This window comes from Rahnella sp. R3(2024) (assembly GCF_042920125.1).
In the GTDB taxonomy this organism is placed as follows: domain Bacteria; phylum Pseudomonadota; class Gammaproteobacteria; order Enterobacterales; family Enterobacteriaceae; genus Rahnella; species Rahnella rivi.
This window is the reverse complement of record NZ_JBHGBU010000001.1, coordinates 3,569,185-3,595,138: the sequence shown is the minus strand read 5'-3', so window position 1 is coordinate 3,595,138 and position 25,954 is coordinate 3,569,185. Positions and strand designations below refer to the sequence as shown.

Here is a 25,954-nt window from a genome sequence, read left to right as displayed (position 1 = left end):
GTCAAAAAGCGTAAACAAAATTATGTCTGATTCTATTGCGGCCTCTCCCGCCGCCTCTTCAGGGTACTCCGGCGCGGCGGATGCGGCGTCTGATCAACCGGTGGTGATCCGTTCCGCCTCCGATATTACGCAGTTAGTTAACCGCGGCGCCGCGAAACTCAGCGACGCGCGCGTGGTGATTGCCATCGCACTGGGCGGCGTTTTCCTCGACGCTTACGATCTCGGCGCGCTGGCCTTCGGCATGAAAGATATCACCCGCCAGTTCGGGCTGACGCCTTCCGGCGCAGGCTTTGTGGCCTCGGCGATCACCTTCGGGGCGATTGTCGGCGCACTGTTCGGTGGGTATCTGACCGACAAAATTGGCCGTTATCGCGTGTTCATGGCCGATATGTTCTTCTTCGTGATTGCGGCGCTGGCCTGTGCGTTTGCGCCAAATGAATGGGTGCTGGGCGGCTCGCGTTTTGTGATGGGGCTGGGCGTGGGCATCGATTTGCCGGTGGCGATGGCGTTTCTGGCGGAGTTCTCAAAACTTCAGGGGCGCGGCAATAAAGCCTCGCGCGTGGCGATGTGGTGCCCGACGTGGTACGCCGCCATCAGCGTCTCCTATCTGCTGGTGCTGCTGCTGTATGCGGTGCTGCCCGCCACGCACACCGACTGGTTGTGGCGTCTGATCCTCGGTTTCGGCGCGGTGCCTGCCATTCTGATTATCGCCATCCGCCACCGTTATATGAATGAATCGCCGGTGTGGGCGGCCAATCAGGGCGACCTGCAAGGTGCGGCGGCTATCCTGCGCAAGTCTTATAACATCAATGCCGTTGTTGCCGACGATGCGGATAAAACGCCGCAGGTGAAAGTGCGCAAAGCCGCATGGCGCAACTACGGCACGCTGTTGCAGGGCATTTACCTGCGCCGCACCGTGCTGGCGACCGTCACCGCCGTGGCTTCGTCGTTTGCTTATAACGCCGTGGCGTTCGGGCTGCCGGTGATTTTATCGAGCTTCCTGCAACAGTCGATGATCAGCACCATTCTGTTTTCACTCGGTCTGAACCTGTGCTTCGCCTTCGTCGGCGGGCTGATTGCGGTGCGTTACGTGTCGAAATTTGGCGCATGGAAAATGACCTACGCCGGTTACGCCTGCCAGCTGGTGGCGATGATCGGCCTCGCGCTGGTGGGCCGCCCGGCAGACGGTGGTGAAGCGGCGATCTCCATCGCTATGCTGGCATTATTCCTGTTCGGTCAGGGTTTCGGACCCGGCTCGCACACCATGACTTTTGCCTCGCTGAGTTATCCGACCTCCCTGCGCGGCATGGGCGTCGGCTTCAACCAGACGCTGATGCGCGCCAGCTCAACGCTTTCCCTGTTCCTGTTCCCGGTACTTTCTGCGGCACTGGGCACCGGCGTATTCTGGGTGATCGCGTTAGCACCGCTGGCCGGATTGATCGTGCTGACCGCGATACGGTGGGAACCCTCAGGGTATGATGTCGATGCAGAGGATTTTAATGCCGAAGCCGGGCATTAAGGCGGCTTAATCAGTTCAGAACGAGAAAATTTCGGTTTCTTACGTGCGGTGATCACTTATCACGCTGCGCCGAAACCGCCCAAGAGAGGGAAGTGCTTTCCCTCTCTTGGATCTCTCCCCGCTTTTTCAACACGCGCTCCGCTCGCTGGCTATGTTTCAGTTACCACGGCGACAGGCTGGAAATCTTGCCGCTGCGCGGTGCCTTCGTTTCGGGTTTGCAGCCTCTGGTCTGCAACCTCTCACTCAGCAAGATTTCTGAATCGCCCGCAGCTTTTTAAAGAATGAAGTACGTGAGGTTGTGAAGTAAAAGCCTGAGGCCGGTTCCAAAATTCCGCCGGAGGTAAGATTTCTGAATCGCCCGCACGATCTTAAATTCAAAACCCATTCCCGTTGGCTTTTCAAATCAAAATCAGTGAGGTTTTGAAGTAAAAGCCTGAGGCCGGTTCCAAAATTCCGCCGGAGGCAAGATTTCTGAATCGCCCGCACGCTCTTAAATTCAAAACCCATTCCCATTAGCTTTTCAAATCAAAATCAGTGAGGTTGTGAAGTAATAGCCTGAGGCCGGTTCCAAAATTCCGCCGGAGGAGAGGCGCAAAACCGCGCGTCTTTTTGCGCGGGTTGTAGCCCGAACGAAGGGCACCGCGTAGCGGCGGGATTTTGCGGCTATCGCTGCGGTCCCTGAAACATAGCCAGCGAGCGGAGCGCGCAGTGAAAAAAGCGCGGGAGTCCAGAGGGCGCGCGCTTACGCGTCCTTTGGGCCAGTGTGGGCGGCGAGCCCACGGTCTTGACCTTAAAGCCAGTGTTGAGCGGCTAACTCAACGCATCAAATCACCGCGCTTCTCGGCGCAAAAACATACCCCACGCCACTTTCGATCATCGCGGCCACCAGCTCGAATCCGCCATTCGGTTTACTCTGGGCAAACTCCATTTCGCTGGTAAACACCGGGGATACCCAAAACTGATTCACCGGGTCGCCGTAAATTTTCGGCAGACGCATTTTGTCCGCAGGCCCGCACAAGGCAGAGGAGATCACGTGGCCTTCGAAACCCATCGGGGCCATCGGTGACATCAGCGTGTGGCCTTCACCGAGCCAGCTCAGGGTGGTCCAGGGCACCTGCGCATAACCGGAAAGCGCGCTTGCCATCTGCACGGCATTTTCTTCGCTGACGTACTCTTTACCGACCGAAAAAGCCAGTTCGATACGACGGTGCTTTTCGGCTTCATCGTTGAAAATAATATCGATTTGCGGCATCGGGCGGATGCTCATGCCCACGGTGAAGAAATAGTAATTCTCATCATCCTCATGCTGGGAAATCGCCATCGGCGGCCAGCTGCCCTGATTGATCAGATAGTATTTCAGTGAGGGGCCAAAACGGTCTTCATAAGATTCCAGCAGCTTGCGCTGGATTTTCGGCCAGGGGTTGCTGAACTCATTTTGCCAGTCGCGCCAGAACAGACGGGTTTTTTCCGCCAGTTCGCACTGCGTGTTGGTTGAGGCAGAACCCAGCGGGAAAGTCAGCGGGTTCTCTTTGATGCAGCCGGCGGAATAACACACCGAATGATCGATATACAAACTCCAGCCGGGGATCACCGCCAGCAGCAAACCCTGATACCACAACGCGGCACCGTCATCACTTTCGTTCCATAAGATCTGGATCTGCGACGGATCCAGCGGCGCTTCGCCCTCCAGATTGCGGCAATATTGCGCCGCCAGCATCGGCGATATGCCGTGCTCCATCGCCTGCGTGTCATCGTTTACCGGCGCAGGCACCAGGTTACGCACCCAGCAGGCACGCATTTTCGGAAAACGGTCGCGCAAATCCTCGCGGGCGAATATGTAGAAATACACCACGCGGTTGTCCTGCTCGACCAGCGCGGTCAGGGTTTGTTTGTCGTTACTGACTTCAGCAACAATGTCGGACTGGCGCATATGACCTCGGCAATATTAGGAAGCTTATTATTCCCTGTGATGGCCAGTGTAGAACGTATAAGCAAGCCCGATAACGGGCAATATTCCCAAAAATCCCCGATAAATCATCGAAACACGCGCTTTTTTCACAAAATGAGGCGGTTAACGGCAATACAGACGAAACAGTTGCGCCAGATGTGCCGACATCGGGGTGAGCGTCGTGTCTCGCCGCTGAATCAGATAAAAGGTCGCCGTGGGCAGCGGAACATCCAGATCCAGCGCCACCAGACTCTGACCAATCACCGGATCGCTTATCACATCCACCGACAACACGCTGAGGAAATCCGTTTTGGCGATAAGGCTGGTGCAGGACATAAACGTCTCGCAAATCACGCTGATATTGGGCTCCGCGTCCATTTCACTGAACACTTCGCTGAGCAGTTTGTAGTAACTGCCGCGCGGGGTGGGCAAGGTCCAGTCGCAGTGCAAGAGTTCTTTCATTGAACGTGCGTTTTGCATCGGATGCCCGCGCCGTGCGACCACGCGATACTCTTTATCCATAAGCTTTTCATATAACAGTTCGTTATCAAAGGGGCCCTGATAATAGGTATTGACGGTGAAATCCAGCTCGCCCTGCCGCAACTCCGGGATCATCGACACCAGCTGTCCTTCGGCGATGCGCACCTTCACATTGGGGAATTCGCGGTGAAAACGATCAATCACTTCCGGCATAACGGTGCGCGCAATGCTGGCACCGACCCCGATATTCACCCTGCCGCTGGTGCCGCCCAGACGCTGGGTAATATCCTCCTGCGCCACCCGCAGCTCTTCCAGAATCAGGCTTGCGCGCTTGAAAAACCCCTCGCCACAGTCGGTCAGCGTCACCCCCTGACGGCGGCGGATAAACAATCTTGCCCCGAGACTTTCTTCCAGCTCTTTAATGGATTTGGTCAGCGCGGGCTGAGAAAGATTCATCATCCGGCTCGCGGCACGAATACTGCCATGACGCGCGACGGACACAAACGCCCTCAGTTGATGCATTTTAATTTGTGATGGCATGAGATTCTTTGATAACCCCTGATTATCACTAAGAAGATTTTGGCATCTTATATGCCCTGATTGCTTTATGTACATTGAAAATCATCTAAGGCCGGCAAGTCCCCTCCAGATTTAGGTTTCCTCCTTTCTGCCTCCCGCCGCAGAAAGCCTGCATGTCTGTGAAAATAAGAGAGTCCGTGATGGTAAATGAGATTTCTGAACGCGTAGAACAGCTGTTCCCTTCCCTGCAAAAACAACGCCGTGATTTGCACAAATATGCCGAATCCGGCTGGCTGGAATTCCGTACTTCCACGCTGGTGGCCGATCGTCTCGAAAAGCTCGGCTATTCGCTGCAACTGGGCAAAGAGGTGATCGACGCGCAGTCGCGGATGGGTCTGCCCTCCGCCGCCGTATTAGCCGAACAGGAACAGCGCGCGCTGGAACAGGGGGCGATTGCCCGCTGGATGCCGCATTTTTCCGGCGGTTTCACCGGCATTGTCGCCACGCTGAACACCGGGCGTCCCGGCCCGGTGATGGGTTTTCGTGTCGATATGGACGCGCTGGATTTGTGTGAAGTGCTGGAAGACGGGCATCGTCCGTTCCGCGAAGGGTTTGCGTCCGCCAATAACGGCATGATGCACGCCTGCGGCCACGACGGCCACACCACCATCGGCCTCGGGCTGGCGGAAGTACTGATGCAGATGCGCGACCAGCTCTGCGGCACCATCAAACTGATTTTCCAGCCTGCCGAAGAAGGCACGCGCGGCGCGAAATCCATGGTGGAAGCAGGCGTGGTGGACGACGTGCAGTATTTCACCGCCGTGCATATCGGCACCGGCGTACCGGCGAATCACATCGTTTGCGGTAACGATACCTTTATGGCGACCACCAAGCTGGACGTGCATTTCACCGGCGTGGCGTCGCACGCCGGCGGAAAACCGGAAGACGGCCGTAACGCCCTGCTGGCGGCGGCGCAGGCTACGCTGGGGTTACACGCGATCCCGCGCCACAGCGGCGGTGATTCACGCATCAATGTCGGCGTTTTACAGGCCGGTACCGGGCGTAACGTGGTGCCTTCCAGCGCCACGATGAAAGTGGAAACGCGCGGCACGACCAATGAGGTGAACGAATTTATTTATCAGCAGGCGCTGAAAGTGATTTCCGGCGCAGCCGAAATGCATCAGGTGAAATTCGACATCAGACTGATGGGCGCGGCGCAAAGCAGCACGCCAACGCCAGCCTGGGTGAATTACATCCACCGTCAGGCGGAAAAACTCGGCGAGTTCGAACAAATCATTGACCGTCAGGAAGGCGCGGCCGGTTCGGAAGACGCCACCTATATGATGGAGCGGGTTAAATCGCGCGGCGGCGAAGCCTCTTACGTGATTTTCGGCACCGATCTGAGCGCGGGCCATCACAATGAACTGTTTGATTTCGATGAAAAAGTGATGACTCAGGGCATTAAAACGCTGGCGGCGCTGGCGCTGAACATCGCTGAATTCAAAGGAGGGAACTGATGGCGGATCAACACAATATCGTCAGTTTTATCAATGATTTCATCGATAACCAGCAACCTGAGCTGGCGAAAATCAGTGATGCCATCTGGGATCACCCTGAAACCCGCTTTGCCGAATCGTTCTCCTCAGCATTGCTGGCCGACACACTGGAAGCCAGCGGATTTGTCGTTGAGCGCGGCGTCGGCGGCATGGACACCGCGTTCATTGCCCGTTTTGGCAGCGGCAAACCGGTGATCGCCCTGCTCGGCGAATTCGATGCGCTGGCCGGTTTAAGCCAGAAAGCCGGTTGCGACGTGGCGCAGCCGCTGGTGGAAAACGGTAACGGCCACGGTTGCGGCCATAATCTGCTGGGCACCGCTGCACTCGGCGGCGCGCTGGCGGTGAAAGCCTGGATGGAGCGCGAAAACATTCAGGGCACGGTGCGTTTTTACGGCTGTCCCGGCGAAGAAGGCGGTTCCGGCAAAACCTTTATGGCCCGCGAAGGGCTGTTTGATGATGTCGATGCCGCGCTGACCTGGCACCCGGAAACCTACAGCGGCATGTTCAGCAACCAGACGCTGGCCAATATTCAGGCATCGTTCAGCTTTAAAGGCGTGTCCTCACACGCCGCCGCCGCACCGCATCTCGGCCGCAGCGCGCTGGATGCCCTGACGCTGATGAATACCGGGGCGAATTTCCTGCGCGAGCACATTATTCAGGAAGCACGCCTGCATTACGCCATCACCAACGCAGGCGGGATTTCGCCAAACGTGGTGCAGGCCGATGCCGAGGTGCTGTATCTGGTGCGCGCACCGCAAATGGATCAGGCACAGGCGATTTTCGAGCGCGTGGTGGATATCGCCAAAGGCGCGGCGCTGATGACCGGCACACAGATGTCGATGCGTTTCGATAAAGCCTGCTCCAACTATGTGCCAAACCGTACGCTGGAAAGCGCGATGTATCAGTACGTGCAGGCTTTCGGCACGCCGCATTACACCGCCGAAGAGCGGGCGTTTGCAGCGTCGATTCACGCCACGCTGAGCGATCAGGATATCGATAATAATCTGCTGAATATTTCCCGTACCAGCGGCGCAGAAGGCGTGGCATTCGCCGAAACCCTGCGCCACTCCCCGCTGACAGACGCCGTTGCGCCGTATGCCCCGAACGGCAATATCCTCTACGGCTCAACGGATGTCGGCGATGTCAGCTGGCTGGTGCCCACCGCGCAGTGTTTCAGCCCGTGTTTTGCGGTCGGTTCGCCGCTGCATACCTGGCAGATTGTCTCCCAGGGGCGCACCTCCATCGCCCATAAAGGCATGTGTCTGGCGGCAAAAGTCATGTCATCGACCGCCATAGACCTGTTCACTCAGCCGGATTTACTGGCGGCCTGCCAGAAAGAGCGCGACGCACAACGCGCACGGCGTGCGTATCACTGCCCGATCCCGGCGGGCGTAAAACCTTCGCCATTGAAGTAAATCATCAGCAGGTACCCGCTCATGCGCGCCCCGTTCCGGCACGCATGAGCGGCATAAATATAAAAAAAGACAAACACGACAGAGGGTTAACAGATGAGTATTCAGGCGCAAGATTCCGGCCAGAGTCCGGGAGGATTTCTCCAGTGGGTTGAACGTGTGGGTAATAAAATTCCCAACCCGTTTTTATTGTTTGTGTATCTGATTGCCGTGCTGATGGTCGCGAGTGCGGTGATTTCATGGCTGAATATTACGGCGGTAAATCCGAGCAACGGCGAAATCATCCAGGTTAAAAATTTACTGAGCGTGGAAGGCATTCAGTGGATTTTGCCAAACGTCATCAAGAATTTCAGCGGATTTACCCCGCTGGGTTCAATACTGGCGCTGGTGATCGGTGCCGGGCTGGCGGAACGTGTCGGGCTGTTGCAAAGCCTGATGTACAAAATGGCCTCCAAAGTGAATGCCCGTTACGCCAGTTATATGGTGATTTTTATCGCCTTCTTCAGCCACATTTCTTCCGACGCCGCGCTGGTGGTGATGCCGCCGCTGGGCGCGCTGATTTTCCTCGCGGTCGGGCGTCATCCGGTGGCCGGTTTGCTGGCCGCCATTGCGGGGGTCGGCTGCGGTTTTACCGCCAATCTGCTGATTGTGACCACCGATGTGTTGCTCTCCGGCCTGAGTACCGAAGCGGCGAAAGCCATTAATCCGGCGGTGCAGGTCAGCGTGATCGACAACTGGTACTTTATGGCAGCGTCGGTGATCCTGCTGACCATTGTCGGCGCCGTTCTGACGGATAAATTCGTCGAACCGCGCCTGCCGGTGTATCAGGGCGAGCGCAATGAAGAGATGAAAAAGCTGACGCCGGAACAGAACCGTGGCCTGATGGCGAGCGGGATTGCGGCGCTGGTGTTTATCGCGCTGGTGGCGTTGCTGGTGGTGCCTGAAGCCGCACCGCTGCGCAATCCGAAAACCGGTGGCATCATTCCTTCGCCCTTTATTCAGGGCATTGTGCCGCTGATCATTTTGTTCTTCTTCGTGATTTCCGTGCCTTACGGCATGGTGACAAAGCAAATTCGCAGCGCCAGTGACGTGCCGGACCTGCTGGTGGATCCGATGAAATCGATGGCCGGTTTTATTGTGATGGTGTTCCCGCTCTCCCAGTTTGTGGCATTTTTTAACTGGAGCAACATGGGGAAATTCATGGCGATCGGGCTGACGGATGTGCTGGAAAATCTGGGTATGACCGGCATTCCGGCTTTCCTTGGGCTGATTTTTCTCTCGGCGTTGCTGTGCATGTTTATCGCCAGCGGCTCGGCCATCTGGTCGATTCTGGCTCCGATTTTTGTGCCGATGTTTATGCTGCTCGGCTTCCATCCGGCGTTCGCCCAAATCGTGTTCCGCGTGGCCGATTCCTCGGTGATCCCGCTTGCGCCGATGTCGCCGTTTGTGCCGCTGTTCCTCGGATTCCTCCAGCGGTACATCAAAGAAGCGAAACTCGGCACCTATTATTCGCTGGTGCTGCCGTATCCGATTGTGTTTTTCGTGGTGTGGCTGCTGATGCTGGTGGGCTGGTATCTGCTCGGATTACCGATTGGACCGGGCGTGTATCCGCATCTGTAACGCTCAGTTAAGACGTCCCATACGGCGCATGGCGCGGTGCCATGAGCCGTTTCTTACCGCCCAGCGCAGCACGCTGGCAATGCGGCGGATGGCGAAACGCAACATTTGACGTTTCGGCCTGAAAATGGAAATACCCAGTTGCCTGGCCGCCCAGTCAGGCAATAATTCTATGCCCGCCTGAATCATCAGGCTGCCAACCGGCTTTGCCAGACGGCTTGGGGCGGGGGCATTTTGCAACAATCTCACCACTTCCCGCGTGCGTTCATCACAGCGTAACTGCGGGCGCATGGCCTGCAGATAAGCCTCCACGGCTGCCACGCTGTCCGGAACGTTGGCAGAACCCAGACTTTCCGCCACACGGGCGAATTCCTGATAATAACGATTCTGATCGGCCAGACTGAGTGCCGGATTGCGGTAACGAAGATGGGATTGCAGAAAACTGTAGGCTTCGGTGACGTGTACCCAGACCAGCAGCTGCGGGTCACTGGCGGCATACGGCGTGCCAAAAGCATCCGTGCCGGTTACGCGTAAATGAATGGATTTTACTTTTTCGATTAACGCATTGGCATCGCGCGTCGGTCCGAATGTGGTGCAGGAAACAAACTGGCTGGTGCGCCGCAAGCGGCCAAGCATGTCTTCACGAAATGAGGAGTGATCCCAGACACCGGCAAGCGCCAGCGGATGAAGCATCTGCAATAGCAAGGCACTGACGCCGCCGCACAGCATAGAAGTAAAATCGCCATGCACCCGCCAGGTCACGCTTTCCGGGCCAAACAGCCCCGGATCGCCCGGCGGATGTTCAAAATCGATACCACCGGATGCCAGGCCCGAAAGACTCAGCACCTGGCGTTCAATTCTCTTTCTTACCCATGCCTCAGGACTCATCAATGCGCGGCAGTGCTGACTACGGTTGCCCTGCTCAGCTGTGGCCAGATGTTCATGACCACGTCAATCAGCTGATTCAGCTGGGCGGAAGAGGCGCCATCGCGTGCCTGAACCGAGAAGCCCTGAATCGTACAGGCGAGGTATTTCGCCAGCAGGGCGCTGTCAGTCACAGAGGGCATTTCGCCAGCCTGTTTTCTTTTCTCAAAGAACTCAAGCAATGAGCGTTCCTGAGAGAGATGGCGTGCGCGCAGCATTTCTGCGATATCCGCAGAGGATGAAGACATCCCGGACGAGGCGCTGATCATAAAGCAGCCGCTCGGCGTGTCGCAGTCTGTAAACAGCTCCGCGATAGCCCGCAGATACTGGCCGATGGTTTCTTCGACGGACAAATCTGTTTTGCTCAATAAACATGAGCTCTTTTCGTAAAAGTTAGTCAGATAATGTTCAACGGCTGCGCGAAATAACCCTTCTTTATTACCGAATTCGGCATACAGCGTGGGCGCTTTTGCACCTGTCGCTTCGACCAGATCCGCCAGCGACGTGGCCTCATAGCCGTGGCGCCAGAATAAATTCAAGGCCTTGCTCAGAGCAGTTCCACGGTCAAACTGTTTTGGGCGACCGCGACTTTTCCGGACCAAAGCCGTCTGTTCAGTGCTCATACACCCTCCTTCCATCACCATTGTGATTATGGTTGTTAAAACTATTCGTTATAAAAATAACTTAACGATCATTATTAAAAATAGTTGCGCACAAGTCCAGCGGAGATTATCATTTAATTATCGAGCGATAAGAAAATCACTCAAACCCGCAAAGCTGCACAAGCTATAAGCGTTTTTACACGTAACACACCCAGGACGTAACATCATGAGTAATCTTAAAATCCTTCTTGCAGTTATGGCTTTAACCGCTGTCCCGGTTGCCAATGTTGCCGCACAGCAGGTTATCATGATGCCTTTACTGAGTCAGGAAGTGGCCATGGTCAATGTGACCGGGGACAGCAATTACTGCAAACCCGGTACCTATGTGAGTAAAAAAACCTCACAAAGCCGTATTTCAACTTCTCCGACTCAGCCACCTGCTCCGTCAGCCTCGGGTCATACACCCGCTTCTATCTACTATTAAGGAAGAACCGGGCAACTGATGACTGACTCTCAGCGCAGGAATCACGATAAGGCGGCCCTGGTCGCCTTATCTTTTACTCTTCCGGTAAGAACGCCCCCAGTTTTAACACCCTCCCCCGTCAGAACCAACCATTAACCTAGCGATCATTAATGATTCATTCAGCACAAAATTGGATAAGCAGTTTTCATTCGTGCGGGTAAGTAGTTTAAAAACATAAAATTAACGAAAACCAAACAAACCGGCCTTTTCGTGTGATCTCTGTCACAGCACAATAAGTTAACGCTCATTAAAAAAACATCTTGCACAAACTGTCGCCAACCTCTAACATTTACTTATCGAACGTTAACTAATAAATAACGTTGACCTGAAAACTGAGGCCTCTGAACAAGTGGCCCCGACCAAAAAATAACGCACAGGATTAAACATCATGAAAACTATCGCAATGAGCATCGCAGCACTGACACTCGCTACAGCGTCTTTCTCAACACTGGCAGCAACAGAAGTTCAGTCAGCACCCGCTTCCCAGCAAGTCGTCGGTACCATCAGTGCGTCATCAAATGGTGACCTGAGTACCCTGCAGTCAAAACTGAATGCAAAAGCCACTGAAGCCGGTGCAAGTTCATACCGCATCATCGGTGCTTCCGGTGACAACCATCTGTACGGCACTGCTGAGATCTACAAATAAGAATGATGAACGCGTTAGCAGATTGTTCCGCACAATTAGTTAACGATTAATAAATAAATAAGTTGCGCAGAATGTGATCCAGGTCTAAGATTTACTTATCGAACGTTAATTAATAACGTCGGACTGAATAATCATCTGCTGATAAACAGAATCAAAAGGAAGACATCATGAAAAACATCACTATGACATTCGCGGCAATCGCCCTTGCTACCGCCTCTTTCTCCACCCTGGCCGCGACTGAAGTTCAGTCTGCTCCGGCAGGTCAGCAAGCCATTGGTGTGGTTAGCGCCACGTCCGGTAACAGCCTGACCAGCCTGCAGAACAAGCTGAACGCGAAAGCCAGCGAAGCCGGTGCAAGTTCTTACCGCATCATTGGTGCTTCCGGTGACAACCATCTTTACGGTACTGCTGAGCTGTATAAATAAGCTCGCAGGACCTTAGCACCAGGGTAATCAGCATTTAAATTATCCATTAATAACTTAAATGCTAAATCGGACAGAAGACAGCTTTGCACAATAAATGAACGTTGGTGACAACGCCGGGCAAAGCTTAAAAAAACGAATTGAGGAAAATATTATGAAAAACATCACTATGACTCTCGCCGCTCTCGCACTGGCTACCGCTTCATTCTCAACGCTGGCAGCCACTGAAGTTCAGTCTGCACCAGCAGATCAGCAAGCAATCGGTGTTGTCAGCGCAACAGCAGGCAACAGCCTGACCAGCCTGCAGAACAAACTGAGTGCTAAAGCCAGCGAAGCCGGTGCAAGTTCTTACCGCATCATCGGTGCGTCAGGCGACAATCATCTGTACGGTACAGCTGAGCTGTACAAATAAGTCTGATGGTATAAACAGACAGTAAGCAGAAGAGGCGGCGTTTGCCGCCTTTTTCGTGCCTGCGATCCGACAAATCACTTCACACGCTTTCATCCCCTTCTTTTTGTGCTACATTTTTGTCTTACGTTTCCATTCAGGCTCTTCATTCCAATGTAACGAATTCTCATCGCTGACAGTTTTTATATCCCTGTTGCCTCCAGGCAATACGGGGGTTTCTGTTATTTCAGATGAGAATCTCATTCATGAATTCGTTATTGCATGCGCTGATACGCGCATTACGCAGTCACCGCTGGCTGCGTCTGATGGGTTGTGCCTTTATTTTATCCTCGCTCGGAAATGGTCTGACGCAGGTGGTGGTTTTTGGTCAGCTGCTGCGCTGGCAGGCCTCGCCCGCGACACTGACACTCGCGTATATGCTCGCAACGCTGCCCGGTTTTTTCGGCAGTGTCTGGGGCGAAAGACTTTGCCGGAAAATGTCACCGCTGCGCATTCTGATCCTGTGTGAATTACTCGGTATGCTGGCCCTGATAATGCCGCTGTATGGTGTGCTTACGCATAATATCCCGGCACTGCTGGCCGTTCAGTCTGCGGAGGCTTTATTTAGCGGCATGAGTTATCCGGCGCTGACGCTGTTGTTCAAACGCGGACTTAGCACTGAAGAACTGCCGGCGGCCACGGCGCTTGAAACACTGATTTTTTCCGCGCAGGTTTTGCTTGGCACCGGATTGGGCATTTTGCTGTTTGATCTGTTTTCACCGCTTAGCCTGCTGGCCCTGGATGCGCTGAGTTTTGCAGCCTCTGCGGCTCTGCTGGCCGGATCATTAGCCCTCTTCAAAACGTGTTCCCCCACTGCTGCCCCGCCTGACACCGATGCGAAACCGCCCTTACACTGGAAAACGTTTACGCCTTTGCAAAAACGAAGCGTCTTGCTGCTACCGGCACTCGCGGCGGTGGGTTCTCCGGCGATGGCATTGTTGCCGGCTCTGGCGCAACAAATGCAACCGCAGGATACGGCCAGCCTGGCGCTGCCGTTGTTATTTGCGCGCAGTCTGGGCCAACTTTGCGGCCCGCTGCTGCTCAATGCAGATAAACTGCGGCATTACGGCGCCAGCAATCTGCGGCTTTTGTTATGTCTGACGCTGTTTCTGGGCGGATATTTTCTGTTACCGCACGTTGCCTTATGGCCGCTTGCCGCACTGGCGCTCATCTTCGTTGCGCATCTGGCCTCGAACGTGGTGTTTGCATTGGGGACGTTCGGCGTACTGAGACATTTTCAGGACGCTGATGTTGCGCGGGCCAGCGCCCTCGCCTGGCGCGGACAGGTGTTTATTGCCGCTATCGCTACCGGCATTGCCGGATATCTGGCAGAAAATACCGGTGCCGCGACAGCACTTTATAGCGTTTCACTCACCAGTCTGGCCGGTGTCGCCCTTCTGCTCTGGCGCTACCGGGCGTAATTAGCATCGGAAAATATAAAAGGCAGAGATCTCCCCCTGCCTTTTTTCATTTTTAGATCGGTATAACCCCATTTGTTACGGCGCATCGCGCAAAAAACACCTCCGCTTTCTCCCTTATCGCCCCTGCCGTCATATAAAGGTGTTGGCGTGAGGGATGTTTAGGTATAAAATTTTATACACAAGGAAAGTGGCGGTGATTAAAAATATCGACTGGCGAGGAAGTTCACTCAAAGATTTACGCGATTTCCCTACCGACGTAAAAAAACGGGCGGGTTATGAACTTGAACAGATCCAACATGGGCTGCCACCGACACAGTGGAAGTCCATCAATGACTGGGGATCAGGTGTGGTTGAAATCAAACTTGATACCTTTGCCGGCGCATTTCGGGTTGTTTATATCGCAAAATTTGAAGATGCCATTTACATCCTTCACTGTTTTGCCAAAAAGACTCAGCAAACCAGCCTGACGGATATTGCCATCATAAAAGCACGATACGCTGAGATAGTCCGGGAACGTCAAAGGAGAGAAAATGAAAGAAAAGATTGATATCGCTTCACGCCATATCACCCCGGCGGACGGCAACGTTTTTGCTGATTTAGGCTTCAGCGAAGAAGAAGCGCAACGTTTACATGCAGATTCGCAAGCTAAAATCGCACAGACCATTGCGCTTAAAGAACAACTGATGACTGAGATTGGCAGCTGGATAACGATGCAAAATCTACGTCAGAGCGATGCCGCTAAAGTGCTCCAGGTTTCCCGCCCGCGGGTTTCCGACGTGGTGAACAAAAAAACCGATAAATTTACGCTCGATGCCCTGATTCTGATGCTGAGTCTGGCCGGAAAACAGGTGAAATTGGTGGTTGAATAAGTAGCATCACAAAATACAAAAGGCAGAGATCTCTCCCTGCCTTTTTTCATACTCCCCTGAAATCCGCCGGTCAGTTAGCCGAGCTTTTCAGCTGGTTGTCCTGCTGATGTTGCTCCAGCGCCAGTTCGATCAGGCGGGTAATCAGGTCGGTGTAACCTAAACCACTGGCTGCCCAGAGTTTCGGGTACATGCTGATATTGGTGAAGCCCGGCAAGGTATTGATCTCGTTGATCACCACGTCACCCTGCTCTGTCAGGAAGACATCGACCCGCGCCATGCCGCGACATTCCAGAACCTGAAATGCCTGTAATGCGATTGCACGAATGCGGTCGTGTGTTTCCGGTGGCAAATCCGCGGGCACAGCGATGGATGCGCCGGACTCATTGATATATTTGGTATCGTAAGAGTAGAAGTCGTCATGCAGGATCACTTCGCCGCACACGCTGGCCTGCGGATGATCGTTGCCTAATACCGCGCATTCAATTTCGCGGCCTTTGATTGCCGACTCCACCAATACTTTATGGTCGAAGCTGAACGCGTCATCCAGAGCACGAAGGTAACCGGCCTCATCGCTGATTTTACTCACACCGACCGATGATCCCTGGTTCGCCGGTTTGATAAATAACGGCAAACCGAGTTGCTGCGAAACAATGGCAAAGGTGTTTTTCTGACGATTCGCGCGGGTCAGACAGACGAATGGCGCGACGGAAAGCCCGGCATCGCGCAGCAAACGCTTGGTCACGTCTTTGTCCATGCTGACCGCCGACCCTAAAACGCCGGAGCCGACAAACGCGATATTCGCCATGCGCAGTAAACCCTGCAAGGAGCCGTCTTCCCCCAGCGTGCCGTGAACAATCGGGAAGATCACATCCACCTGCGACAACGCACTGGCGCTGTGGGTTTCGATTAACTGATTTTCGGTCTGACCGGGGATCAGCGCGACCTGATTATTCGAGCGGTTAAGGGCAATCAGCGAGGGGTTTTCAGCGTTGATCAGGTAGTTGCTGGCATCATTAATATGCCATTCGCCTTTCTTATCAATACCCAATAACGTCACATCAAAACGTTGTTTATCAATGGCATCGACTATGTTTTTCGCCGACTGCAATGACACTTCATGTTCTGCCGATTTACCACCAAAAATGATGCCTACCCGTAATTTACTCACCTGCTGCTCCTTGCTGCCAGCGTGAGGGCTGGCAGCGAATTTTTCTGTTAACGTTTTGGCTTAAAACTAGTCAACCACAAATAATTTCGCGCCAACCGGCGTCGATGAACGATGCGCCTCGGCATTGTCCGCCACCTGATAACTCATCCCCGGAGAAAGCGTAAACGTGCGGCCATCCTCCAGGCGCGTATGCAATTCACCTTCCAGACAAAACAGAACGTGGCCCTTGCTGCACCAGTGATCCGCTTCATAACCGGCGGAATATTCCACGATGCGTACGCGTATATCGCCAAATTTCTGGGTGCGCCACAGCGCCATCCCTACATCGCCCGGATGCTGAGTCGGCGTGACCTCGCGCCAGTCGGTGGTGCAAAACGGAATCGCATCAAGCTTCATGAATTTCTCAGTGTCGGAAAACAAGGAAAGCCAGCATAAAAGTGAGCGCTTAATTTATCAATCGCTTGCTAAAACAAAACCGCAGGAGAAAAAACCGGCTTTGGAAGAAAAGTTACGTAAAGACGATTAATCTCAGAGACAGCCCGCAGCCCTCGCGGGCTGTGGCCTGTAAGCAGGCAGCCAAAATACGGTGAAAAGACTGTGTTGCCGGAGGTGTCTGTGCGACAGACTTCACGTTTTATCGACTATGCTTATTGTTCGAATGAGACAGCGGAAACATAACGCAGAAAGGCGTACGCACCTCAATTCCAACGCGCGGCTGATTTTTAAAGCGGCGCGCCACAAAACAAGGAGCACCACATGCCATATCAAACGATAAATCCGTTCAACAACAAACTCATCAAAGAATACCAGACGCACAACGATAAGCAGGTCGAGGAAACGTTGGCCACCGCGCATGCGTTGTACAAATCCGACTGGGCGCAGGGCGATATCCAGCAACGTGTGAAAGTCCTGCATAAACTGTCGGAAATCATGTCGTCGCGCGTCGATGAACTGGCCAAAATTGTCAGCGTCGAGATGGGCAAGCTTATTGAGCAAAGCCGTGGCGAAGTGCAAATTTGCGCAGATATCGCGAAATTCTATGCCGAAAAAGCGGAAGAATTCCTCAAACCTGTGCCTTATAAGTCAGACCTGGGTGAAGCCTGGGTAGAGCACCATCCAATCGGCGTGATCATGGCCGTCGAACCGTGGAACTTCCCGTTCTACCAGCTGATGCGAGTTCTGGCACCGAACCTGGCTTCCGGTAACAGCGTGATTGTGAAACACGCCAGCATTGTGCCGCACTGTGCGGAAACCTTTGAAAAGCTGGTGACCGAAGCCGGTGCGCCAAAAGGCGCTTATACCAACCTGTTTATTTCGCAGGATCAGGTCGCGTCAATCATTGACGATGACCGCGTTCAGGGCGTGGCGCTGACCGGTTCGGAAAAAGCCGGTGCCGTGGTTGCAGCCCGTGCTGCCGGTAAGCTGAAAAAATCCACGCTGGAGCTGGGCGGGAACGACGTGTTTGCCGTGCTCGACGATGCGGATATCGATAAAGCGGCTAAAGCCGGTGCGCAGGCACGTATCTCCAACGCAGGTCAGGTGTGTACCGCGGCCAAACGTTTCATCATTCATGAAAAAGTCGCCGATGAATTCCTGAAAAAATTCACCGAACACTTTAAAGCGCTGAAGATGGGCGATCCGCTGGATAAATCCACCACGCTGGGCCCGTTGTCCTCTGCCGATGCGGTGAAAACGCTGAGCAAGCAGGTGGATGACGCCGTAAAACACGGGGCGAAACTGCACTTTGGCGGTAAAAAGGTGACAGACAATCCGGGTAACTTCTTCGAGCCAACGATTCTGACGCACATTACCCGCGACAATCCGGCATATTTTGAAGAGTTCTTTGGCCCGGTCGCCCAGGTGTATGTGGTGAAAAATGACGAGGAACTGGTGAAACTTGCCAATGACTCGCACTACGGCCTCGGCGGTTCGGTCTTCACCAAAGACATGGACCGTGCCCGTAAGCTGGCAAGCCAGATTGAAACCGGCATGGTATATGTCAATTCACCGACAGACACCGCCGCTGAACTGCCATTTGGTGGGGTTAAGCGCTCAGGTTTTGGTCGCGAGCTGTCAGATCTGGGGATTAAAGAATTTGTGAACCAGAAACTGGTCGTGCTGGCTGCGAAATCGTAACTAGTTCAACCAGAGTTCTGTACCCAAAATAATTCAGGCGGCTGGAAGGTAGCAAGCGAAGGAAACCCGATGAGCTGACTTATGCCAGTGATTCGGGTGACTGAATGTCGCCAACGCCCCTGCGGTTTGAATTATGACGGGTAGCCTTGACCCACGACAAAGCGGTATTGCATACAGCCTCTCTATAATCGGGGCTGTTTGTCTTTCCACTGGTGAATCACATGGCGTATGAACTCAATCTCGACTGGCCAGAGTTTTTAGAAAAATACTGGCAAAAACAACCTGTTATTATCAAAAAAGCGTTCACAAACTTTGTCGATCCGATCACTCCGGATGAGTTAGCCGGCCTTGCGATGGAACCTGAGGTGGACAGCCGCCTGGTCAGCCATACCAACGGGCAATGGCAGGCGAGCAACGGGCCTTTCGAACATTTCGATAATTTGGGTGAAACCGGCTGGTCGTTGCTGGCGCAGGCGGTTAACCACTGGCACGCGCCTTCTGCCGAACTGGTTCGCCCGTTCCGCGTACTGCCTGACTGGCGTCTCGACGATCTGATGATCTCCTATTCCGTGCCGGGCGGCGGTGTCGGCCCGCATATCGATCAATATGACGTATTCATCATTCAGGGCATGGGCAGCCGCCGCTGGCGTGTGGGAGATGCTTTGCCGATGCGCCAGTTTTGCCCGCATCCGGCGTTATTACACGTCGATCCTTTCACGCCAATCATTGATGAAGATCTGGAACCTGGCGACATTCTGTATATTCCGCCAGGCTTCCCGCATGACGGTTTCACCCATGAAACGGCGCTGAACTATTCCGTCGGTTTTCGTGGCCCGAACACCCGTGATTTCATCAGCAGCTTTGCGGATTATGCGCTGGAAAACGATCTCGGTGGCAACCACTACAGCGACCCGGATCTGACACTGCGCGAGCATGTGGGCAAAGTTGAAGAGTACGAACTGGATCGTGTGCGCAATATGATGCACGAGCTTATCAATGAGCCGGAATCCTTTAAACAATGGTTCGGACGCTTCGCCACCACGCCTCGCCATGAACTGGACATCGCTCCCGCTGAACCGCCGTTTGAAGCTCACGAAATTGTCGATGCCCTGACGCAGGGCGACAGCCTGACCCGTCTCAGCGGCCTGCGCGTGCTGAATGTGGGTGGGCGTTTCTTCGTGAACAGCGAAGCGCTGGAAACCGATAACGTGAAGGCGGCCGATGCGTTGTGCCGTTACACCTGCATCAGTAAAAATGAGCTGGGGAACGCGGTACAGGATCCGGAGTTTATCGCTGTACTGACCGATCTGGTGAATCAGGGTTACTGGTTTTTTGACGAGTAAAAACTGACGCGGTTGAAACGAAAAAGGCGGCATCCGACAGGGACGCCGCCTTTTTTATTCCGCGTTTTATGGCCGGTAAAGCTCGACCGGCGTTTTCGATCTCAGCACTTCAGGTTCAAACAGCGCTATCTCTTCACCCTGAATATATTTCGCCCGCAGCATCGCGGAAATCTTGTCCATTATCATGACGATAGCCACCAGAATAAGCGTGATAAACATCACCACATCCCAGTTCCACAGCCGCATATTTTCCGCATACACCAGGCCAATCCCCCCTGCCCCGACAAAGCCGAGCACCGCGGCAGAACGGGTGTTGGATTCAATCTGATACAGCGAAAGTGCAAGGAAGGTCGGGAACGACTGGGTAAAGATACCAAAGCGGTGGGTTTGCAGCGGTGAAGCGCCCAGCGCCCGCAGGCCACGGCTTGGCGAGCGTTCCACGGCTTCATGCCCTTCGGCGAATAATTTGCCCAGTAACCCTAAATCCTGCATCACTATCGCCAGCACGCCTGCCAGCGGCCCCATACCAACGGCGCGAACGAAAATCAGCCCCCAGATCGCCATATCCAGCCCGCGCAGCACGTCAAGAAGCCGGCGAACGATCAGCGAAACAGGTCTGAGCAAGGGAGTGTTCATCACGTTTCGCGCAGCCAGAAATGACAACGGCAATGCCAGGAAAGAGGCGGTGATCGTCCCGGCAAAGACTATCGCCAGCGTGATGCCAATTTGCGAAAAATAGTACATAAACGGCCATTCGGAGACGTTGTGCCAGACGAACATGCGCAGGAAATAGCGCCCGACTTCACGGCTGCCGCGCACCACTTCGCTCCACGGAATGCCGAAGTAACTGAAAAAGTAGACGTAATACAGCGTAATCACCACGGCCAGTATCGCGAGGTAGCGCAGATAGCGGCGCTGCGCGGCAAACAAATGTCCGTGCTGTTGTTTCAGGCTGCTGACAACATGAGGTTCAAGCGCATCGGTTAACATCAGAAAGTGCCCTCCACAACGCGTTTGCGCAGTTTTCCTGAGAGATAATCCATTATCGATACCACCAATATAATCAGCAGTAAGGTCATGCTGACCTGATCATAACGGTCGAGTTTGATTGAGGTCATCAGCTCCTGCCCGATGCCACCGGCACCGACCAGCCCGAGAATGGTGGACTGACGGAAGTTGATCTCAAGGCGCATAAAACTGTAAGACAGGAAAATCGGTTTCACCTGCGGCCACATGGCGAAACGCATGCGCTGCAGTCGCCCTGCGCCGCAGGCACGCAGGCCACGCACCGGTTTATCCGAGGCGGTTTCAATGGATTCGTAAAACAATTTGGTCAGGCTGCCAACGGTATGTAATGTCAGCGCGATAAAACCGGGGATTGCCCCCACGCCAAAAGCCATGACGCACATCACCGCCCAGGCCAGTTCCGGCATGGTGCGTAAGAAAGCGACAAACGTGCGGATACTGAATTTTATCCATTTTGGCGAATCGGTATTATTGGCGGCAAGAAATGCCAGAATAATGGCCAGCGCGGTGGATAAAATCGTCGACGAAAGTGCCAGCTGAATAGTTTCCCAGATCAGCGGCAACTGAATATTAAGCCGGTAGCCCCAGTAAGCAAAAGATCCTTCAGTATGGCCATCAGCAAATAACAACGGCCAGTGCAATACCGGCACCGTTTCACCGATATAATCAAAAAAACTCGGCGCGGAAACAATAATGGTTTTCAGATTTAGCTCGGAAACATTGCCTGACCAAAGATATAAAACCAGCATCAATCCTGACCAGATCAGCGCTTCACGCTTTTGTTTCCCGCGCACCTGCTGATAATAACGATTGAAATCTTTATTCAAAATAATATTTCCGGTTTACAGATAATAATAATTCCTCCCCCTGAAAAGGAGGAGGAAACTACGGATTAACGACCGCCTTTAGTCAGCTCACGCTTCATATCGATAATCTGCTGATATTCCGCCAGCGACGTTTCACCGATGTGTTGTTTACCGCCGACGGCTTTCACGAAGCAGGCGTGGTCTTCTTTATCCAGTTTCTTGATGGCAGAAACCAGTTTGGCTTTAAATGCCGGTGGCAAATCGCTGCGCACTAAAATCGGGCCGTTAGGGATCAGCGGAGATTCCCAGATGATACGGATTTTCTTCATCAGATCCGGATGGTCCATACGGATCATTCGGTTGAATGCCCCTGAGGTATAACCGGTTTCACGGTCACCAATCATTGAAGCCCAGGTCACCGCGCCTTCGAACTGGCCGTTCAGCACGCCAAGAATGTCCTGCTCATGGCCGCCGGAGAAGGTAACGCTGGAGAAGAAGTTGTTGTATTTATTATCCGTTGTGCCGCCAAACTCTTTCTTGAACGCCTGATTCGGGATCAGGTAACCGGAGGTGGAATCCGGATCAGCAAAGCCAAAGGATTTACCTTTCAGATCAGAAATTTTCTGGTACGGGCTGTCGGCTTTGACCACGACAACCGAGTGGTAACCGCGGGATTTGTCAGTATCGTCGATCACAATACCCACCAGATCCACTGCTTTCGGGTTATTAATATAAACCGACGCGAAAGACGACGGAGACATACTTAATACCATGTCGACTTTCTTGCCTAATAAACCCTGAATAACACCTGAGTAATCGGAGGAATTACGCAGTTTAGTATCCACATTTAATTCTTTATCGAAGAAATCTTTGACGCACTGATTATCCCCGATTTGCTGAGTCGCATTCTGCCCGCCCAAAATACCTAAGTTCAGTTCTTTAGGCGCATCTTCTGCCATGCTGTGCATTGCGGTAAAGGAACCTGCAACAAAGACTGCCAGACGTAATAACTTCTTCATGTAATGGTAACCTTGTGTAGATTGAGAGAAAGTAGAAATAAAGCGTGCCAAAATTGAGTCTTATAATTAAACCGCTACGGCTTCATGTTCCTCACCGTATAACTGATGCAGGATCCCGTCAGTTAACTGATCAGGATGACCATCAAATATAATTTGCCCTTTCGCAATGCCAATAACACGGGTGCAATAATCTTTCACCAGTTCGACCGAATGCAAATTCACCATCACCGCGATATTTTCTTCGCTGACTTTTTTCAGTGCATTCATGATGCGCAGGGTATTTTTTGGATCGAGAGAAGCAACGGGTTCATCGGCCAGCAAAATTTTGGGGTTTTGCATCAGTGCACGACATATCGCCACCCGCTGCATCTGCCCGCCGGAAAGATTTTCGGCGCGTTGTAACGCATGCGGCAACATGTGCAGCCATTCCAGCAGGGAAATCGCCCGGGCGCGGTCTTCGTCGTTAAACTGGTTAAAGAATGATTTGAACGTTGAGGTATGGCTCAGACGCCCGAGCAACACGTTAGTCAGTACATCCAGACGCGGGACCAGGCAAAAATCCTGAAAAATCATGCCACAACCGGAACGCCAGCGGCGCAACGCTTTGCCGGTCAGCCCGGCAAGCTCCTGCTGTTCACCATTTTCGTAATGACACACCACGCTGCCGTCGGTTAACGGAATGGTGCCATTGAGAACGTGCAGCAGCGTAGATTTTCCTGCACCGGAGCGGCCAATCACCGCGACAAACTCACCGGCGTGCAGATCAAAATTAATGTCATCAAGAACCCGCTGGCCGGATTTATAGGATTTCACCAGGCCTTTGACGTCGAGTACTTTGTTCAGATGCTGTGTCCCGGCCTGAGGATATTCAGCCTGTGCCAGCTTAAGTTGTGCTTGCGCCATGATGCTGTCTCTCGGTTGCTTTCATTATCTGGCGTTCATTAAGCGCGAGTTTTATGACACATCAATGACGATTTAATGGACAGCGCATGACAAAAAGGCGCGGGAATAAGTCTATGATTGTAGAGGTGCCAAATGCGCATCACGTCAAAAAAGGAAGATGAAATGGATAATCAGACACTCATCGCCGCATTGAAAGAGATTGCCGGCATCCGCCATGTTCTGACCGGTGACAGCAACACCGAGCGCTACCGTAAAGGGTTTCGCTCCGGCGGAGGCAAAGCGCTGGCGGTCGTATTCCCACAGACATTGCTGCAACAGTGGCAACTGCTGAAAGTGTGCATCGAGGCCGATAAAATCGTCATCATGCAGGCTGCCAATACCGGCCTGACCGAAGGCTCAACCCCCAGCGGTGATGATTACGACCGCGACATAGTGATTTTCAGTACGCTGAAGCTGGATAAGATCCAGTTGCTCGACGGCGGCCATCAGGTGATCGGCTTTCCCGGCAGCACACTCTATAAGCTGGAGAAAATGCTCAAGCCGTACAACCGGGAACCTCACTCGGTGATTGGATCATCCTGCATCGGTGCCTCCGTTGTCGGCGGGATCTGCAATAACTCCGGCGGCTCGCTGGTCAAACGCGGCCCGGCCTATACCGAAATGGCACTCTACGCACAGATAGATGAGCAGGGAGAGCTGAAGCTGATTAATCATCTGGGCATCAACCTCGGTGATACACCCGAGGAGATCCTGACGCGTCTGGAAAAAGCGGAATATCTTGAAACCGATATCCTGCACGATAAGCGGCTGGCGTCCGATAACGAATACGCCTCACGCGTTCGTGAAGTGGATGCTGATACGCCGTCACGCTTTAACGCCGACCAGCGCCGGTTGTTTGAGGCCTCAGGTTGCGCCGGAAAGCTGGCGGTATTTGCGGTACGCCTCGACACTTTCCCGGCAGAAACCCAGCAGCAGGTGTTTTACATCGGCACCAATGACACCGCCGTCCTCACTGAACTGCGCCGTCAAATCCTGCGAGACTTCACTCATCTGCCTGTTGCGGGCGAATACATGCATCGTGACATTTTCGATATCACCGAAGTCTATGGCAAAGACACCTTCATGATGATCGACAAACTTGGCACCGATAAAATGCCGGATATGTTTACCGCCAAAGGTAAATTCGATGCCCACGCCAGCAAAGTGCCTTTTCTGCCGAAAAACTTCAGCGACCGCGTCATGCAATGCCTGAGCAAAGCCCTGCCCAATCATCTGCCTCCACGGATGAAACAATACCGCGATCGTTTTGAACATCATCTGCTGCTGAAAATGTCAGGTCAGGGCATTGATGAGGCCAGAAACTTCCTCACCCGATTCTTCAGTGACGGTCAGGGCGATTTCTTTATTTGTTCTGCCGATGAAGGTAAAAAAGCTTTCCTGCATCGCTTCGCCGCAGCGGGTGCCGCGGTGCGTTATCACGCAGTGCATGAAAAAGAGGTGGAGGACATTCTGGCACTGGACATCGCGCTGCGACGCAATGACCGCGAATGGTTTGAAACCCTGCCGGAGGATATCGATAACCAGCTGGTGGCAAAACTGTATTACGGCCATTTCATGTGCCACGTTTTCCATCAGGATTACATCGTCAAAAAAGGCGCGAACAGCAAGGCGCTGAAACACAGGATGCTTGAGCTTCTCGACGCCAAAGGCGCGGAGTACCCGGCCGAGCATAACGTCGGGCATCTGTATATGGCGAAACCGCACCTGAAAGCCTTCTACCAGCAGGCCGATCCCACCAACAGCTTCAATCCGGGAATAGGAAAAACCAGTAAGTTGAAAAACTGGCAGGAATAACAAATCCGGGTACCAGGATTATGCGGGGTTAGTTTGTTGCTCCCTCCCCTTCGCAGTGGAGGGAGCAGTGCAGATCAAAATAGCTGAGTTCCGTAACCCCACATGATCACCGTCAGCGCGAGCAGCAGCTCAAGAACCAGAACACCCATTGCCAGAGTTGAACTGGAGAACAGGAAGCCTTCACGGCGGTCGATATTCAGGAAATTCGGAATACCGAGATACAGCAGATATCCGCTGTAGCACAAACCAATAATACCGACGAACAGGCACAGCCAGACCATCGGATATAACGCGACGATCCCGCTGAGGAACATCGGTGTGGCGACGTAACCGGCAAACACGATGCAGTTGTTGAGTGTCGGACGACTGTCATAGCGACGCGCCATCCAGTAGATAATTCGCCCCATCAGGGCGACAGCACCGAGCATCAGAACATAAAAAATAACGGCGATGTAGGACGCGGTGAACATGGAAACCAGCAGTTTCTGCCCGTCACCGAAATTCCAGCCAAGCTGCGTGGTTCCGATAAAGGAACAGACAACCGGAATAAGCGCCATCAGAAGAACATGATGAGAATACACATGTGAAACGGTTTCCCGTTCACGCTGGATTTGTTGCAGTTCGGGACCTGGATGGGACAACAGTCCCCACACATGATTTACCATGAAACACCCCCTTGTACGCCGAAAGCCGCCAGCGGCGTGCGGTGATAAACCTTCAGGAATGCCCGTTACGCTGAGGCACAAGGAAGGTGGCGGCCTGTCTAAATTATAGCCGTTATTGTTGATTTTGC

At 53.3% G+C, this 25,954-nt stretch carries 25 protein-coding genes; 14 read left to right on the top strand and 11 right to left on the bottom strand.

The window, feature by feature from the left end:
* Window positions 1-22 precede the first annotated feature (22 nt).
* Window positions 23-1,519 (top strand): MFS transporter, encoded by a 1,497-nt coding sequence (locus tag ABSH60_RS16240; protein WP_122096108.1) that lies wholly within the window; start codon window positions 23-25, stop codon window positions 1,517-1,519.
* 823 nt (window positions 1,520-2,342) lie between these two features.
* Here the strand turns inward: ABSH60_RS16240 and ABSH60_RS16235 are convergent.
* Window positions 2,343-3,449, bottom strand: coding sequence for a suppressor of fused domain protein (locus ABSH60_RS16235; RefSeq protein WP_056778354.1), 1,107 nt, complete (start codon window positions 3,447-3,449; stop codon window positions 2,343-2,345).
* Between the two features lie 141 nt (window positions 3,450-3,590).
* A complete protein-coding gene (locus ABSH60_RS16230; RefSeq protein ID WP_056778350.1) occupies window positions 3,591-4,487 on the bottom strand; it encodes a LysR family transcriptional regulator in 897 nt (298 codons plus the stop codon).
* Between the two features lie 179 nt (window positions 4,488-4,666).
* Here ABSH60_RS16230 and ABSH60_RS16225 point away from each other — a divergent pair, with 179 nt between their 5' ends.
* The 3 genes from ABSH60_RS16225 (at window position 4,667) to abgT (ending at window position 9,054) form a co-directional block, all read left to right on the top strand.
* Entirely contained in the window at window positions 4,667-5,983 is a 1,317-nt protein-coding gene (locus ABSH60_RS16225; RefSeq protein ID WP_056778347.1) for a M20 family metallo-hydrolase, read from the top strand.
* Entirely contained in the window at window positions 5,983-7,437 is a 1,455-nt protein-coding gene (locus ABSH60_RS16220; RefSeq protein ID WP_390974783.1) for an amidohydrolase, read from the top strand. Before ABSH60_RS16225 ends, ABSH60_RS16220 begins: the two co-directional genes overlap by 1 nt.
* Window positions 7,438-7,530: 93 nt before the next feature.
* A complete protein-coding gene (abgT, locus tag ABSH60_RS16215) occupies window positions 7,531-9,054 on the top strand; it encodes a p-aminobenzoyl-glutamate transporter (RefSeq protein WP_122095815.1) in 1,524 nt (507 codons plus the stop codon).
* A gap of 3 nt (window positions 9,055-9,057) precedes the next feature.
* On the opposite strand, the gene ABSH60_RS16210 is transcribed toward abgT, so the two are convergent.
* Both ABSH60_RS16210 and ABSH60_RS16205 read right to left on the bottom strand, forming a co-directional pair.
* A complete protein-coding gene (locus ABSH60_RS16210) occupies window positions 9,058-9,939 on the bottom strand; it encodes an oxygenase MpaB family protein (protein WP_390974781.1) in 882 nt (293 codons plus the stop codon).
* Complete coding sequence (locus ABSH60_RS16205; protein ID WP_390974779.1) at window positions 9,939-10,598, bottom strand: TetR family transcriptional regulator; 660 nt, start codon at window positions 10,596-10,598, stop codon at window positions 9,939-9,941. Before ABSH60_RS16205 ends, ABSH60_RS16210 begins: the two co-directional genes overlap by 1 nt.
* Window positions 10,599-10,803: 205 nt before the next feature.
* On the opposite strand from ABSH60_RS16205, the gene ABSH60_RS16200 reads away from it, so the two are divergent.
* The 7 genes from ABSH60_RS16200 to ABSH60_RS16170 all read left to right on the top strand — a co-directional run bounded on the left by ABSH60_RS16200 (window position 10,804) and on the right by ABSH60_RS16170 (window position 14,906).
* Window positions 10,804-11,061, top strand: coding sequence for a hypothetical protein (locus ABSH60_RS16200; protein ID WP_390974776.1), 258 nt, complete (start codon window positions 10,804-10,806; stop codon window positions 11,059-11,061).
* Between the two features lie 427 nt (window positions 11,062-11,488).
* Window positions 11,489-11,746, top strand: coding sequence for a YdgH/BhsA/McbA-like domain containing protein (locus tag ABSH60_RS16195; protein WP_056778325.1), 258 nt, complete (start codon window positions 11,489-11,491; stop codon window positions 11,744-11,746).
* A gap of 167 nt (window positions 11,747-11,913) precedes the next feature.
* On the top strand, window positions 11,914-12,171 hold the full coding sequence (locus tag ABSH60_RS16190) for a DUF1471 domain-containing protein (RefSeq protein ID WP_056778321.1): 258 nt from the start codon (window positions 11,914-11,916) through the stop codon (window positions 12,169-12,171).
* Between the two features lie 151 nt (window positions 12,172-12,322).
* On the top strand, window positions 12,323-12,580 hold the full coding sequence (locus ABSH60_RS16185; RefSeq protein ID WP_056779142.1) for a DUF1471 domain-containing protein: 258 nt from the start codon (window positions 12,323-12,325) through the stop codon (window positions 12,578-12,580).
* Window positions 12,581-12,822: 242 nt separating this feature from the next.
* Window positions 12,823-14,037 (top strand): MFS transporter, encoded by a 1,215-nt coding sequence (locus ABSH60_RS16180; RefSeq protein ID WP_390974773.1) that lies wholly within the window; start codon window positions 12,823-12,825, stop codon window positions 14,035-14,037.
* Between the two features lie 193 nt (window positions 14,038-14,230).
* Window positions 14,231-14,584 (top strand): type II toxin-antitoxin system RelE/ParE family toxin, encoded by a 354-nt coding sequence (locus tag ABSH60_RS16175; RefSeq protein ID WP_390974771.1) that lies wholly within the window; start codon window positions 14,231-14,233, stop codon window positions 14,582-14,584.
* Window positions 14,568-14,906 (top strand): helix-turn-helix domain-containing protein, encoded by a 339-nt coding sequence (locus ABSH60_RS16170; protein ID WP_056778310.1) that lies wholly within the window; start codon window positions 14,568-14,570, stop codon window positions 14,904-14,906. The genes ABSH60_RS16175 and ABSH60_RS16170 overlap by 17 nt, the downstream gene beginning before the upstream one ends.
* 70 nt (window positions 14,907-14,976) lie before the next feature.
* Here ABSH60_RS16170 and ddlA read toward each other — a convergent pair whose 3' ends face one another.
* Together ddlA and ABSH60_RS16160 are read right to left on the bottom strand one after the other, a co-directional pair.
* Entirely contained in the window at window positions 14,977-16,074 is a 1,098-nt protein-coding gene (ddlA, locus tag ABSH60_RS16165) for a D-alanine--D-alanine ligase (RefSeq protein WP_390974768.1), read from the bottom strand.
* Between the two features lie 66 nt (window positions 16,075-16,140).
* Window positions 16,141-16,470, bottom strand: a complete 330-nt coding sequence (locus ABSH60_RS16160) for a DHCW motif cupin fold protein (RefSeq protein ID WP_056778304.1) — start codon at window positions 16,468-16,470, stop codon at window positions 16,141-16,143.
* A 360-nt stretch (window positions 16,471-16,830) separates the two neighbouring features.
* Between ABSH60_RS16160 and ABSH60_RS16155 the strand changes: the two genes are divergently transcribed.
* Window positions 16,831-18,210, top strand: a complete 1,380-nt coding sequence (locus ABSH60_RS16155; RefSeq protein ID WP_056778301.1) for an NAD-dependent succinate-semialdehyde dehydrogenase — start codon at window positions 16,831-16,833, stop codon at window positions 18,208-18,210.
* Between the two features lie 221 nt (window positions 18,211-18,431).
* A complete protein-coding gene (locus ABSH60_RS16150; protein WP_183846266.1) occupies window positions 18,432-19,553 on the top strand; it encodes a cupin domain-containing protein in 1,122 nt (373 codons plus the stop codon).
* Window positions 19,554-19,619: 66 nt separating this feature from the next.
* On the opposite strand, the gene phnE (ABSH60_RS16145) is transcribed toward ABSH60_RS16150, so the two are convergent.
* The 4 genes from phnE (ABSH60_RS16145) to phnC all read right to left on the bottom strand — a co-directional run bounded on the left by phnE (ABSH60_RS16145) (window position 19,620) and on the right by phnC (window position 23,307).
* Window positions 19,620-20,543: a phosphonate ABC transporter, permease protein PhnE gene (gene phnE / locus ABSH60_RS16145; protein ID WP_390974765.1), complete on the bottom strand. Its 924-nt coding sequence runs from the start codon at window positions 20,541-20,543 to the stop codon at window positions 19,620-19,622.
* Entirely contained in the window at window positions 20,543-21,406 is an 864-nt protein-coding gene (gene phnE, locus ABSH60_RS16140; protein WP_056778289.1) for a phosphonate ABC transporter, permease protein PhnE, read from the bottom strand. The genes phnE (ABSH60_RS16145) and phnE (ABSH60_RS16140) overlap by 1 nt, the downstream gene beginning before the upstream one ends.
* A gap of 65 nt (window positions 21,407-21,471) precedes the next feature.
* On the bottom strand, window positions 21,472-22,404 hold the full coding sequence (phnD, locus tag ABSH60_RS16135; protein WP_122095822.1) for a phosphonate ABC transporter substrate-binding protein: 933 nt from the start codon (window positions 22,402-22,404) through the stop codon (window positions 21,472-21,474).
* 66 nt (window positions 22,405-22,470) lie between these two features.
* Complete coding sequence (phnC, locus tag ABSH60_RS16130; RefSeq protein WP_183846262.1) at window positions 22,471-23,307, bottom strand: phosphonate ABC transporter ATP-binding protein; 837 nt, start codon at window positions 23,305-23,307, stop codon at window positions 22,471-22,473.
* 162 nt (window positions 23,308-23,469) lie between these two features.
* Between phnC and dld the strand changes: the two genes are divergently transcribed.
* Window positions 23,470-25,161 carry a D-lactate dehydrogenase gene (gene dld / locus ABSH60_RS16125; RefSeq protein ID WP_217204882.1) on the top strand — a complete coding sequence of 564 codons (1,692 nt, stop codon included), beginning with the start codon at window positions 23,470-23,472 and terminating at the stop codon, window positions 25,159-25,161.
* Window positions 25,162-25,235: 74 nt separating this feature from the next.
* Here the strand turns inward: dld and ABSH60_RS16120 are convergent, their stop codons facing one another.
* Complete coding sequence (locus tag ABSH60_RS16120) at window positions 25,236-25,826, bottom strand: Yip1 family protein (RefSeq protein WP_056778278.1); 591 nt, start codon at window positions 25,824-25,826, stop codon at window positions 25,236-25,238.
* Window positions 25,827-25,954 lie beyond the last annotated feature (128 nt).